Origin of the sequence: Rhizobium sp. NLR10b, assembly GCF_019685435.1 — a bacterium.
Classification (GTDB): domain Bacteria; phylum Pseudomonadota; class Alphaproteobacteria; order Rhizobiales; family Rhizobiaceae; genus Rhizobium.
Map to the genome: position 1 here is coordinate 212,021 of NZ_JABDWV010000006.1, position 12,803 is coordinate 224,823.

12 protein-coding genes and 1 riboswitch are annotated in these 12,803 nt (G+C 60.8%); of the genes, 7 read left to right on the forward strand and 5 right to left on the reverse strand.

The features are described 5' to 3' along the window. Positions 1-19: 19 nt before the first annotated feature. Positions 20-1,879, reverse strand: a complete 1,860-nt coding sequence (locus HJB91_RS11870) for an ABC transporter ATP-binding protein/permease (protein ID WP_221154805.1) — start codon at positions 1,877-1,879, stop codon at positions 20-22. A gap of 153 nt (positions 1,880-2,032) precedes the next feature. Then, a riboswitch (SAM riboswitch) is annotated at positions 2,033-2,110 on the forward strand. Between the two features lie 48 nt (positions 2,111-2,158). Between HJB91_RS11870 and metA the strand changes: the two genes are divergently transcribed. The 6 genes from metA to HJB91_RS11900 all read left to right on the forward strand — a co-directional run bounded on the left by metA (position 2,159) and on the right by HJB91_RS11900 (position 8,156). Then, positions 2,159-3,082: a homoserine O-succinyltransferase gene (metA, locus tag HJB91_RS11875; protein ID WP_210632708.1), complete on the forward strand. Its 924-nt coding sequence runs from the start codon at positions 2,159-2,161 to the stop codon at positions 3,080-3,082. A gap of 118 nt (positions 3,083-3,200) precedes the next feature. After that, complete coding sequence (locus HJB91_RS11880) at positions 3,201-4,223, forward strand: aldose epimerase family protein (RefSeq protein ID WP_210632709.1); 1,023 nt, start codon at positions 3,201-3,203, stop codon at positions 4,221-4,223. A 235-nt stretch (positions 4,224-4,458) separates the two neighbouring features. Beyond that, on the forward strand, positions 4,459-5,235 hold the full coding sequence (locus tag HJB91_RS11885; protein WP_210633050.1) for a GntR family transcriptional regulator: 777 nt from the start codon (positions 4,459-4,461) through the stop codon (positions 5,233-5,235). Next, positions 5,228-6,259: an SIS domain-containing protein gene (locus tag HJB91_RS11890; RefSeq protein ID WP_210632710.1), complete on the forward strand. Its 1,032-nt coding sequence runs from the start codon at positions 5,228-5,230 to the stop codon at positions 6,257-6,259. The genes HJB91_RS11885 and HJB91_RS11890 overlap by 8 nt, the downstream gene beginning before the upstream one ends. Next, positions 6,259-7,410: an N-acetylglucosamine-6-phosphate deacetylase gene (gene nagA / locus HJB91_RS11895; RefSeq protein WP_221154807.1), complete on the forward strand. Its 1,152-nt coding sequence runs from the start codon at positions 6,259-6,261 to the stop codon at positions 7,408-7,410. The genes HJB91_RS11890 and nagA overlap by 1 nt, the downstream gene beginning before the upstream one ends. 17 nt (positions 7,411-7,427) lie before the next feature. Further along, complete coding sequence (locus HJB91_RS11900; protein WP_210632712.1) at positions 7,428-8,156, forward strand: SIS domain-containing protein; 729 nt, start codon at positions 7,428-7,430, stop codon at positions 8,154-8,156. Between the two features lie 47 nt (positions 8,157-8,203). On the opposite strand, the gene HJB91_RS11905 is transcribed toward HJB91_RS11900, so the two are convergent. From HJB91_RS11905 to HJB91_RS11920, 4 genes are read right to left on the reverse strand one after another with little or no spacing between them, the layout of a single operon-like run. After that, positions 8,204-9,400: an FAD-binding oxidoreductase gene (locus tag HJB91_RS11905; protein WP_210632713.1), complete on the reverse strand. Its 1,197-nt coding sequence runs from the start codon at positions 9,398-9,400 to the stop codon at positions 8,204-8,206. A gap of 56 nt (positions 9,401-9,456) precedes the next feature. After that, the gene (locus HJB91_RS11910; protein ID WP_221154808.1) at positions 9,457-10,257 is read right to left on the reverse strand and encodes an amino acid ABC transporter ATP-binding protein; all 801 of its coding nucleotides are present in this window, start codon (positions 10,255-10,257) and stop codon (positions 9,457-9,459) included. A gap of 3 nt (positions 10,258-10,260) precedes the next feature. Further along, on the reverse strand, positions 10,261-11,004 hold the full coding sequence (locus HJB91_RS11915) for an amino acid ABC transporter permease (protein ID WP_221146203.1): 744 nt from the start codon (positions 11,002-11,004) through the stop codon (positions 10,261-10,263). Between the two features lie 9 nt (positions 11,005-11,013). Further along, positions 11,014-11,940, reverse strand: a complete 927-nt coding sequence (locus tag HJB91_RS11920) for an ABC transporter substrate-binding protein (RefSeq protein ID WP_210633051.1) — start codon at positions 11,938-11,940, stop codon at positions 11,014-11,016. A gap of 145 nt (positions 11,941-12,085) precedes the next feature. On the opposite strand from HJB91_RS11920, the gene HJB91_RS11925 reads away from it, so the two are divergent. Continuing rightward, positions 12,086-12,760 (forward strand): GntR family transcriptional regulator, encoded by a 675-nt coding sequence (locus HJB91_RS11925; RefSeq protein WP_221122911.1) that lies wholly within the window; start codon positions 12,086-12,088, stop codon positions 12,758-12,760. Positions 12,761-12,803: the final 43 nt, after the last annotated feature.

Here is a 12,803-nt window from a genome sequence, read left to right on the forward strand (position 1 = left end):
CTGCCGATAAGGGGGCGTCCTAAAGCGCCGGCGCGGGGACGGCGGCTGCGCCGGCACTGGCGCTGGCGCCGCTGGTCTGGGCGACCTGCTGCTGCGGCTCTTCGGATCTCGAGGGCAGAGCCTGCAGATGCAGCACCCGGGGCTGCAACGCCTCCAGATAAGTTTCAGAGCGGCCGATATAGATCATGCCGGTTTCGGGCATCGAAGTCAGCACGCTGCACATCGTTTCCTGCCATTCCGGCTCCATGCCCTCGAGCACTTCGTCGAAGATGATCCAGCGCGGGCGCACCAGCAGCAGGCGCGCGAAGCCGATCGCCTTCTGTTCATCGCCGTCGAGCAGCTTGTCCCAGCGGGCGCGGGTATCGAGCCTTGCGATCAGAGAGTGCAGGCCGGCCTTTTCAAGGGCCGCCTCGACCGCAGCTTGCTCGTAGGCATCGGCGCTTTCGGGGAAGGCCAACGCCTCGCGCAACGTGCCGCCCGGAATATAGGCGATTTGCGGAACGAACAGCATGTCGTCGATCGGCGGCAGACCCATCGTGCCGCTGCCGCACGGCCAGAGCCCGGCCAAGGCCTGGAACAGCAGCTTGCGGTTGACGCTATGATCGCCGTTGATCATGATTTTTTCGCCGGCCTTGATCACGATATCGGTTTCTCGCAGGCGAAAACCGCCGCATTCCTCGATGTCTTCGCCGATCTTGGCATTGATCACCACATCCTTCAGCGTCAGCCTGTCGGCGGCGGTGTCTTCATAGGCGATGCTTCCCTTCACGCCAAAGCCCTCGTCCATGTCGAGCAGCGCCTGGCGGAAGTCGGTGACGCGCATCAGCGTGGCACGCCATTCGGCGATCGGGCCGAAATTGGCGACATACCAGCGCAACGCCGTATTGACCTGGTTGAAGGCGCCGACCGACATCATCAGCTGGCCGAGGGTGAGGCCGCCGGAAAAATAGGCGGGTGCGGCAACGATGATCGGAATGACGATCACCAGCCAGCCGTAGCCGGCCGAAACCCAGGTGAGATTGGTATTGGCCATGGCGAGCCGCTTGACGACCCTCAGTACCGAACTGATGTCGGTATTGATACGCCGGCGTTCGTTCTCCTCGCCGCGGGCGACGGTGATCGCCGGCATGTTCTCGTTGGCATGCATCAGCGTGAAACGAAGCTCGGCCTCCTTCGAGAAGCGGTCGGCATTGAGCTTGACCAGCTTGCGGCCGACGACCTGGCTCAACACCGAGGCGGAAGCTGCATAGAAAATCGCCGCCCAGACCATATAGCCCGGTATGGAGAAGCTGTGGCCGCTGATGTGGAAGATGAAGCCGCTCGAAAGCTCCCAGAGCACGCCGATGAAGCTCACCAGAAGAATGGTCGATTGCAGCAGCCCGAGGACGAGCCCGGTCGTGCTTTCGGCAAGGTTGCGGGAATCCTCGTGCAGGCGCTGATCCGGATTGACGCCGATCAGGCCGCTGGAGGCGAGCCGCAGCGCCCGCTTACGCTTCAGCCACTGGTCGACGAGATCGCGTGACAGGCCTTCGCGCATATAAAGCGCGGTCATCTGGTTCAGCCAAGCCTGCAGCACGTTGAGCAGCAGCAGCGTGCCGGCGATCATCGCGAAGATTTCGAGCTGGTGGAAGAATTCGCCGAGGTCGCGGCGCTCGAGCGAATCGTAGAAAGGGGCGTTCCACTCATTGAGAATAACCTGGCCATAGGCCGTCGCCAGGATGACGAGGATCAGCACGGTCGCCAGAAACAGCACCTTGCCGCGAACTTGCGAATTCCAGAATGCTGAGAACATCACACCGAGGCGATATGTCAGGCTGAAATCATACCCTACCCTATCCTGCTTCCGGATGCCTGGCCTCCCTTCGATCTTGTCTGCCATCACGCTTTTCCAACACCGCCCATACTGTCATTATTAACATGGTGGCGTTACCGGTCTATCAACAGATTCTATCAGTCATTAAAGTGTGATGATTCTTGACGGGCCACTCCCGCATGCATTCGGAGTTGATTCGCGGCTCAACTGGGACTAATTAAGGCACTCCGTGGTGATTTGGCCGGCCGGCTTGCAGCCACGTTAAAAAAGTCGCTAAAGGGCCGCGTGCGGACCGGTAGCGATTTTTTCGCCGCCGGTTTTTTATTTTTGATCGAGTTGACCGCAATGCCCATCAAGATCCCCGATACGCTGCCCGCCTTCGAAACCCTGGTTCAGGAAGGCGTGCGGGTGCTGACCGAGACGATGGCGATCCGTCAGGATATAAGACCGTTGCAGATCGGCCTGCTCAACCTGATGCCGAACAAGATTAAGACCGAACTGCAGATGGCCCGTCTCGTCGGCGCTTCGCCGCTGCAGGTGGAGCTGTCACTCATCCGCATCGGCGGCCACAAGGCAAAGAACACATCCGAAGATCACCTGCTCGCCTTCTACCAGACCTGGGAAGAGGTGAAGCAGCGCAAGTTCGACGGCTTCATCATCACCGGAGCCCCGATCGAGCTCCTCCCCTATGAGGACGTTACCTATTGGGCAGAAATGCAGGAGATCTTCAATTGGACGGAGACCAACGTCCATTCGACGATGAACGTCTGCTGGGGCGCGATGGCGGCGATCTATCACTTCCACGGCGTTCCGAAATACGAGCTGAAGGAAAAGGCCTTCGGCGTCTACCGGCACCGGAACCTGAAGCCTTCCTCCATCTATCTGAACGGCTTTTCCGACAACTTCGAGGTGCCGGTGTCGCGCTGGACCGAGGTGCGCCGCGCCGACATCGAGAAATGCGAAAGCCTGGAAATTCTGATGGAATCGAGCGAGATGGGCGTCTGCCTCGTGCATGAGAAAAGGGGCCGGCGGCTCTACATGTTCAATCATGTCGAATATGATTCCACCTCACTTTCGGACGAGTATTTCCGCGATGTGGATGCCGGCGTACCGATCAAGATGCCGCACAATTACTTCCCGCATAATGATCCGGCACTTGCGCCTCAGAACCGCTGGCGCAGCCACGCGCACCTCTTGTTCGGCAACTGGATCAACGAGATTTACCAGACGACGCCCTATGACGTCGAAGAGATCGGCATGGATCTTTAATGGAATTTCTTTCTGACCTGCCTGGTTGCGGTTTGGAACAAATGCGGGCAGGTTCCGGTCCGGAACCCTATAGCGCCGCGCGTTTTTATCGGACGCGCAAAGGAACGGACAGTCGATCATGTCGGATAAGTTGGAGCGGGAAGTTTTTGGGCAGACGAAGGCGGGCGAGACCGTCTATCGCGTCGTCATCAGGGGCGGCGGCCTAACGGCCAAGATCATCACCTGGGGTGCGGTCATCCAGGATCTGCGCCTTGAGGGTCATGAGGCGCCGCTGCAACTCGGCTTCGAGGATTTCGACAGCTATCCTCTCTACTCGGCCTATTTCGGCGCGACGCCCGGCCGCTGCGCCAACCGTGTCGGCGGCGGCGCCTTTACGCTCGACGGCAAGGACTATCAGCTCGAGCCGAATGAAAACGGCGTCACACATCTGCACGGCGGCAGCGACAATATCGGCAAGCGCAACTGGACGATCGTCGAGCATGCGGTCGACCGCCTGGTGATGAAGATCGTCGATCCGGACGGCCGTGCCGGTTATCCCGGCAACTGCACCATTCAGGCGACGTTCCGGGTGCACGGCAATGGTGAACTGTCGATCACCTATGAATCGACCAGCGATCAGCCGACGCTCGCCAATGTCTGCCAGCACGCCTATTTCAATCTCGACGGCCGCGATGATGCACTGGGCCACGACATCATGATCGCCGCCGATCACTATCTGCCGACCGACGAGAAGCAGGTGCCGACCGGCGAAATCCGGCCCGTTGCCGGAACCGAATTCGATTTCCGCGAGATGGCCCCGATGAAGCGTTTCGTCGGCAGTGAACAGGTATTGTACGACCACAATTTCTGCCTGTCCCGCGAACGCACCGCCAAGCGGACCGTGGCACTCGCCCGCAGCCTCTATTCCGGCGTGTCGCTGGAAGTGCGCAGCACCGAGCCGGGCGTACAGTTCTATGCCGGCTTCAAGCTCAACACTGGGGCTCCCGGCCTCGGCGGGCGCAAATATGGTCCGTTCGCCGGCTTCTGCCTGGAGACACAGATCTGGCCGGATGCGATCAACCATGAGGGCTTCCCGAATGCGGTCCTGCGTCCAGGCGAAGTGCTACGCCAGGAAACGGACTACATCTTCACCAAGAGCTGAAGCGTTCTAAAGCGCGTCACGATCTTTCAGATTCGCTCCTCGCGCTTTAGGTTTTTGTTTACGCAAGTCGGTATCGCAAAACCGCCGCACACGTTTGCGCGGACATGCTCTGAGACGTACGGCTGTCAAATTTGACCGTTATTGAACCCTCTTCGGATTGCCGGAGAGGGTTTTTTCTTCTGCCCCTCAGATTCAGGCTTGCCGATTGGTTCTATATAGGTTCTATTGTGTGTCCATGGATAGAACCAGTCTAGTAGCTGAACTCAATAGACGCAGCCTGCGCGACGACGCGCTGACCGGCCCACTCTACAAGCGGCTGGCGCAGGTGCTGACCAGCCTCATTCAGGAAGGCTTGCTGAAGCCCGGCACGGCGCTGCCGGGCGAGCGTGACCTTGCCGAGGCTCTCAAGCTCGGCCGCGTCACCGTGCGCACCGCCTATCGCGACCTCATGGCGGCGGGCGCATTGGAATCGCGCCACGGAAGCGGTACTTTCGTATCGAGCAAGGTCGAGCGCATGGAACAGTCGCTCTGGCGGCTTTCCTCCTTCTCCGCCGATATGCGTTCGCGCGGCCGGTTGCCGGCCGCGCGGATATTGTCGCGAGAGATCAACACGCCGTCGCCGGAAGAATCCTTCCTGCTCGGCCTCGGCGGCGACGAGCCGGTGCTGAGGCTCGACCGGCTGCGCCTCGCTGACGGCTTGCCGCTGGCGATCGAACGCGCCGTCGTGCCGGTCAAGTTTCTGGGGAAGAATGCCGGCGGCGAAGGATCGCTCTACGATGCGCTGGCGGCGAATGGCCATCGGCCGGTGCGCGCGCTGCAGCGGTTGACCGCCGTCACGCTCGATGCATCCTATGCTGCGATGCTGAACGTCAAGGCAGGCGCGCCGGCGCTTCTTATCGAACGTGTCTCGCGCCTGGAAGACCAGCGCGTCGTCGAATACACCCGCTCGCATTATCGCGGCGATGCCTATGACTTCGTTGCCGAATTGAGAATTGGAGATGACCATGAGTGAGAACCAGTCGCTGATGCTGCAGGAAGCAGGCGAATCACCCGAAGTGGTGGCCACGCTTCTCGAAAAGGAAAAGCCGGTCTTTGCCGAGATCGCCCGTCTGTTTTCGTCCGCCCGTCCGAGCGTGGTGACGACGGCCGCGCGCGGCTCCTCGGACCATGCCGCCACCTTCTTCAAATATCTCTTTGAGATCACCTGCGGCGTCCCAGTCGCCTCGGTCGGCCCGTCGATCGCTTCCGTCTATGGTGCTGCCCTCCACCTGCAGGGCGGCGTGCATTTCACCGTCTCGCAGTCGGGCGCCAGCCCCGACATCGTCGCCCTGCAGGAGGCCGCGAAGAAGGGGGGCGCAACGACGATCGCCGTCGTCAACGTCACCGACAGCCCGCTTGCCAGGCAGGCGGATATCGTTCTCGGCCTCAACGCCGGCGCGGAAAAGAGTGTGGCGGCGACGAAATCCTTCATCGCCTCCGTCGCCGCGCTCACCGGGGTGACGGCTGCGATCGGCGGCGCGTCCGACCTGCAGGCAGCGCTGGAAAAACTGCCGGAGGCGCTTTCGGCGACCGCCGGGATCGACACGGCGGCGGCCGAGGAGGTGCTGCTCCATGCGACCTCGCTCTATACGGCCGGCCGCGGCCCGGCCTTCGCGATCGCGCTCGAAGCGGCGTTGAAGGCCAAGGAAACCTCGGGCCTGCACGCCGAGGCCTTTTCGCTGGCTGAACTGATGCATGGCCCGATGCGCCTGGTGCAGCCGGGCTTTCCAATCGTCGCCTTCGCGCCCGACGATGCTGCTTTGGCCAATAACGGCAAGGCGCTGGAGCGCCTGCAGAAGCTTGGCGCCACCACCGTCGGCTTCTCCACGCAGCCGCTCTCCGGCATCAATCTGCGCGTGCCGACGACGGGCAACGGTCTCGTCGATCCGCTGGTGTCGCTGCTCGTCTATTACCGACTGATCGAATCGGTGACGCGCCGCAAGGGCTTCGACCCCGACCGGCCGGCCAACCTGCTCAAGGTGACGGAGACGGTCTGATGGGACGCAAGATCTTCGTCGGCGCCCGGATCTTCGACGGCGAGCGCTTCCATGACGACAAGGCACTCGTCCTTGCCGACGGCCGCGTCGAAGCGATCGTCGCGAGAAACGACCTGCCCGATGGCGAGATGGTCACTCTTGAGGGCGGCGTCCTGTCGGCCGGCTTCATCGATGCGCAGGTCAATGGCGGCGGCGGCCGAATGCTGAACGACGAGCCGTCCCCGGCGTCGATGGAGATCATCGCCGGCGGGCATCGGCCTTATGGCACGACGTCGCTGCTGCCGACCTTGATCACCGATACATCGGAGGCGACCAATGCCGCCATCGAGGCGGCGAAGGAGGCTGTGAAAAAGAACCGCGGCGTCGCCGGTCTGCATCTCGAGGGCCCGCATCTGGCACCGGCCCGCAAGGGTGCGCATCTGGCCGAGTTGATGCGGCCGGTGGAGGACCGCGACGTCAAGGCCTTCATCCGGGCACGTGAGTCGATCGGCACGCTGCTCGTCACCATCGCAGCCGAGCAGGTGACGGTCGCCCAGGTGCGCGAGCTTGCGGAAGCCGGCGTCACCGTCAGCATCGGCCATTCCGATTGTTCGAGCGAGGCGGCGGAGGAACGTTTCGATGCCGGAGCGCGCGGGGTCACGCATCTCTTCAACGCCATGAGCCAAATGGGACACCGTGCTCCCGGCCTCGTCGGCGCGGCCATCGATCATCCCGCGACCTGGTGCGGCATTATTGCCGACGGCCATCACGTCGATCCGAAGGCGCTGCGCACGGCGTTGCGTGCCAAGCGCGGCGAAGGCAGGTTGTTCTTCGTCACCGACGCGATGTCGCTTGTCGGCTCGCAGCAGGACTCTTTCACGCTGAACGGACGCACTGTCCGGCGCGAAAGGGGCGGCTTCTGCTCGAAGTTGGTGCTTTCCGATGGTACGCTGGCAGGCTCCGACGTCGACATGATTTCGGCAATCCGCTACGGCATCACCTATCTCGACCTGGCGCTCGCCGAGGCGCTGCGCATGGCGACCCTCTATCCCGCCCGTTTCCTGAGACTTGCCGATCGCGGCCATCTTTCACCGGGCGCGCGTGCCGATCTCGTGCACCTCACCGATACGCTCACCGTCGCCGCCACCTGGCTTGCCGGCGAAGTTGCATGAATTCAAGGAGAAGTAGGATGACCGACATTACCGATGCCTATTTCTCCAACCTTATCGGCCGGCTGGAAGAGCTGAAGCAGACGCTTGCCGAGCCGATGGCACAGGCTGCGGCGGTCATTCTCGATGCCGCCCGCGGCGACAAACGTGTCTATGTCTTCGGCACCGGCCATTCGCATATGCTGGCGGAAGAGGTGCACTATCGTGCCGGCGGACTCGCCTTCACCGTGCCGGTGCTCGTCGGCTCGGCGATGCTGCACGAGGGGGCGGTCATCAGTTCGGTCTATGAGCGCACACAGGGTCTGGTGCGGCCGATGCTGGAGCGTTACGGCATGCAGCCGGGCGACGTCATTATCATCGCTTCCAATTCGGGGGTGAACGCCGCGCCGATCGAGGCCGCCGATTATGCGCGCGAAATCGGCGCAAAGGTGATCGCCATCACCTCGATCGCCTATTCCTCGGCCATCGCCAATGGCCGCCGCCGGCTCGCCGACGTCGCCGACGTGGTGCTCGACAACGGATTGCCGCCGGGTGACGCTGTCGTCGATCTCGAAGGAACGGGACTTAGGGTCGGACCGGTCTCGACGGCGGTCGGTGTGACCATCATCAACGCGATCTTTGCCGAAGTTGCCTCGGAGCTTGCGAAATCCGGCGATGCGCCGGTCTATCTCAGCGCCAACATGCCGGGCGCGGCCGAGATCAACCAGAAGCTCGTCAAGAAATACCGGCCGCGCAACCCGCATCTCTGAGAGGATAAAGGAGCCTGCTGCTGTCGCAGGCACGGTTCGTGAGGCGATCAAGTGGCGAGGATTGAGCTGACCATACGGGCCGTCCGCGGTGCCAGCGTCAAGCCGATATGCCCGTGTCCAAAAGCAAACACGACGTCCCTTCCTCCTCTTGAAGGCCGAATGACGGGAACGGAATCGGGCATGGAAGGGCGAAAGCCCATCCAGCTCCGGCTTGGTTCACCAAGTGTCGGGAAAATCCTGCGGGCGTTTGCCAATAACACTTCGAGGCGCCTTGGGTTCGAAGGCGCGGTGAGACCTCCGAGTTCCACGGTGCCGGCGACGCGCAGCCGGCCACGCATCGGGCAAAAGTAAAATCCATGATGCGTCGGGCACACCGGTCTTTCCACCGGCGGTGTTTCCATATCGAATTCCAGATGATAGCCGCGCTCGGTGTCCAGGGGGACCCGCTCTCCGAGCTGCAGAGCCAGGCCGCGGGAATGAGCGCCGGCAGCGATCACCGCGGCTCGGGCGTGAATGCTGTGGGCTGGAGCCATCATCCTCACTCCGTTCCGCTCGCGCGAAATAGCCGTCACGGAGTCCCGTACGAACTCGACGCCCGCTTGTCTGGCGGCGGCGTCCATCACGCTCATGAGTTCGCCGGGATCGGTGAAGTTTATCGCTTTCGGAAAGAAAAGCCCTCCGCCATGGGCCTGCGGCAGTCGAGGCTCCAGGCTTTGCACCTCGCCGGGAGTGAGGAGTTGCTGCGCGATCCCGTAATTTCGGCGAAGCCTGACATCCGAAGCGGCCGCCTTGAAGGCCTCGGGCGTCTGGTAGAGGTAGAGGCATCCCTTCGCCCTCAGGAGATCGGATGCGCCGATCTCTGCTGCAAAGTCGAGCCATTCCGATGAAGCGTCGGATAGAAGGTCGGCGATGCGGCGCGTATTGTCTCTGTATCTGTGAGGGAGGGATTCGTAGGCAAAACGCATCAGCCATGGAAACAGCGTGGGCAATGCCGCCTTGCGAATGGACAACGGGCTGTCTGAATTGAGAAGCAGCGAGGCCAGGTTTTTAAGGACAGCGGGCGTGCCGACGGGAATGATTGCATAGTCGGCGATCGTTCCTGCATTGCCGTAGGATGCACCCGAACCGGGTTTGTTCGGTTCGATCAGGACGACATCGCGACCGTCGGCACGCAGCCGCAGAGCGGTTGTCACGCCGATCACGCCGCCGCCGATGACGGCGATATCTGTTGTTAGCTTGTTCATCAGATGTGGATTTATCTTTAGAGAAACGAGGCTTGGATGCCTGATCAGACCAAGAGCTAACCTGGGGAAGCGTAACGCGCGACATAGGCAGCCGTGCGTGCTTCCCTTGGACGGTCAAACACATCTCCGGCGGTTCCCTGCTCGATGATAAGACCGCCATCGATGAAGACGACCCAATCCGATACCTCCTTCGCAAAGGGCAGCTCGTGGGTGACCAGGATCATCGTCATGCCGTCAGCGGCCAGTTCGCGCATGACGCGGAGCACTTCGCCGGTGGATTCAGGATCGAGTGCCGACGTCGGCTCGTCGAACAGCAACACCGTTGGCTCCAGCGCCAGAGCGCGGGCAATCGCCACACGCTGCTGCTCGCCGCCCGACATCTGCTCCGGATAGGCCATCGCCCGTTTGGCAAGGCCTACTCTCGTCAGAAGTTTCACGGCCCGTTCCACGGCTTCTCTTTCGCCGATCCCGGCTGCATGCATCTGAGCGAGAACGACGTTCTCCACGGCGCGCAGATGCGGGAACAGATTGAAGCGCTGAAACACCATGCCGACACGTTGCCGAAGCTTGGCAAGGTTGCGGCAGGCCACCTCGCCATCGGCAAAGATCGTCTCATCCCCGACGGTGATCGTTCCCTGATCGGGACGCTCAAGCAAATTGACGCAGCGCATGAGGGTGGTCTTTCCTCCACCGCTCTGGCCAATGATGCTCACGATTTTGCCCGTGGGAACCTCGAGATCGACGCGGTCAAGCACCAGGCGCCCGTCGAAAGACTTGCGCAATCCGCTGATCTTGACGGCGGGTCGACCGGCCGGCTGATTTGACACAAAGGCAGATTTGGCAGCAGTGGTGGTCATGGGTCAGACCTTTCCCTCGGCCAGAAAGGTCCTGGCTAATTTGAGCCGACGCCTTCTCGCCAATGACAATGGCACACCGGCATGGATCTTGCGCTCCAGCAGAAGCAGGCATTGGGACAGCGGGTAGCAGATGACGAAATAGAGTCCCGAGATCACCAGATACACTTCAAGCGCTCGGAATGTTTCCGAGGCTATCAACTGTGCCTGCGTCATCAACTCGGCAGCGGAGATCGTTACAAGCAGCGAGGTCGACTTGATCAGGTCGACGAACATCGTATTGGTGCCCGGGAGCGCCAGCCGCACTGCTTGCGGCAGGACGACATGGCTGAAGGTTTTGCCGCGTCCCAGCCCGAGAGCTTGAGACGCCTCTTGCTGTCCTCGGTGTACGCCAGCGATAGCCGCCCGAAAGATCTCGGACAGGTAGGCGGCGTAGAAGAGCACCAGGCTCAACACTCCAGCCTCGAAAACCTCCAGCCTGATGCCTACGGAAGGCAGGCCGAAGTAAGTGAGGAAGATGATCGCCAGGAGCGGTACGTTTTTAAAAAGCTCGGTATAGAAGGCCGCGGGAACGCGGACGATTCGCAGCCGGTTGAGTCTCATCAACGCAAGGACAAGACCAAGGATCGTCGCGCCGATGAAGCTGGCCACGGTATAGCCGAGGGTCTTGAGCAGACCCCCGCCGATGTTTCCGACATAGTCATTCCAGGGAACCTGGAAGATATCGGTGAAGGATGACAACGCCGTCATGCTTCGATCTCACTTCGCGATGGAAGGCGGGGTCCAGTCGGCCGGACGGTCGACGCCGCGCCGCTGGGCCGCCATTTCGGGCGACGGAACTAGGAACTGCTGGGGATCGCCGCCCCATTTCGTGATCAAAGCGGCAAGCGACCCATCCTTGTACATATCGTCAATCTGATCGGAAACAGCCTTGGCCAGCTTCGGCGACTGCTTGGGAAGGTAGAATCCGGTCATGTAGGCTTGAAAATACTTGTAATCGGGGTGTGCGGCGACCTGTTCGTCGGTCGGCGGTTTCAGATATTCGATGCGGACCTTCATGTCGGGGCGCTGTTGCTGTTGGTAGGTGATCAGCAGTGGATCGAGAAAGCCGACGTCCAGGCGCCCGGCAGAAATATCCTGGAACACACTGTCGGCGCTCGGGAACGTATGGGGTGATGCGTTAGGCACCTGGGCGATGGATTTCGCCCAGACATAGCCGGTGACGGTGCCGAGATTTTTGCCTTCCAGGCTCGCAACATCGGGAAAGCTCGCCGTGCCGCTTACCGCCATGGCCGGCGGCGAATAATACGGCGGGTCCGTGAACAATCCGACTTTCTGTCGAACGTCGGACCATGCGATTCCGCCGATGGTTATATCGGCCCGCTGTGTCTGGACGGAAGCCAGCATGCCTGGAAAGTCGGTGACGTTGATTTCGATCTTGAGGCCGAGCTTATCGGCTATGGCTGTCAGGATGTCGCTGTCGAGGCCGACGAGCTTCCCATCCTTGACCGCCGTATAGGGCATGTAAGGCTGGACCGTAACAACGAGCGTGCCCGGCTTCACCAGCTCCAGATCGTCGGCGTTCGCAGTGAATGGCGCAGCCGTCGCAAACAGCCCCAAACTCAAGATCGCCACGGCAATGATCCCGTTCGCCTGCGATTTTTTTGTCAATTCAGCATGTTTCATTTGAAACCCCTCTTTGTGGTTATATATTGCTGATATATTATCAATATGCAGACATGATACGAAGTCAAGCAGATTCGTTGAGCGCCTTTTTTCGAGGCGGAACAGCCTCCAGCTATGCGGAAATGGACAGAGGAACACGCTGAATATGTCGGCATTCGAAGTGGATTACGAAGCGGCTGAAGCAACGCTGGCGGAGCGGACCTATATTCGGCTGCGCGACGACATCATCACGACACTGCTTCCTCCGGGCACGCTTCTGCGGGAAGCCGACCTCATGAAACGCATGGAAGTCGGGCGAACCCCGGTCCGGGAGGCGATTCAGCGCCTGCAATATGATGGTTTCGTTGTCGTCAGCGCCCGGCGCGGCACATTTGTCAGCAAGATCGATATCAATGATCTTACTGCCGTCTACGAGGCACGGGCACGGATCGAATCCTGGGCGACCCGGCTAGCTGCCGAAAGGCTGCGCGAGTTCGAGCGGCAGGAAGCGCGGCAGTTGATCGATGAGCTTAAGCAAACAATTGGTCCGATGGCGCTGGAAGACATCCTTGCCCTGGATCGACGGGTTCACCGCTTCATCTACAAAGTGGCGAAGAACTCTTTCCTGTTCGATACGCTGGATCACTACCACAATCTGTCGCTCAGAATTCTATATGTCGCGATGAAACGGTTTCCGGCCCTGGTACCGCGTCTGGAGGACGTCTTGCATGATCAGGTCCTCATGCTCGAGGCGGTATGCAGAGGGGATGCCGATGAGGCTGAAAAGATCGCGATGGCTCACGTCATGAGCTTCGAGAGCGAAGTGCGAAAGGTTATCTGAATTCGGTTCTTGGAATTGGGTGCAGCTTTAGCTGAACCAAGAT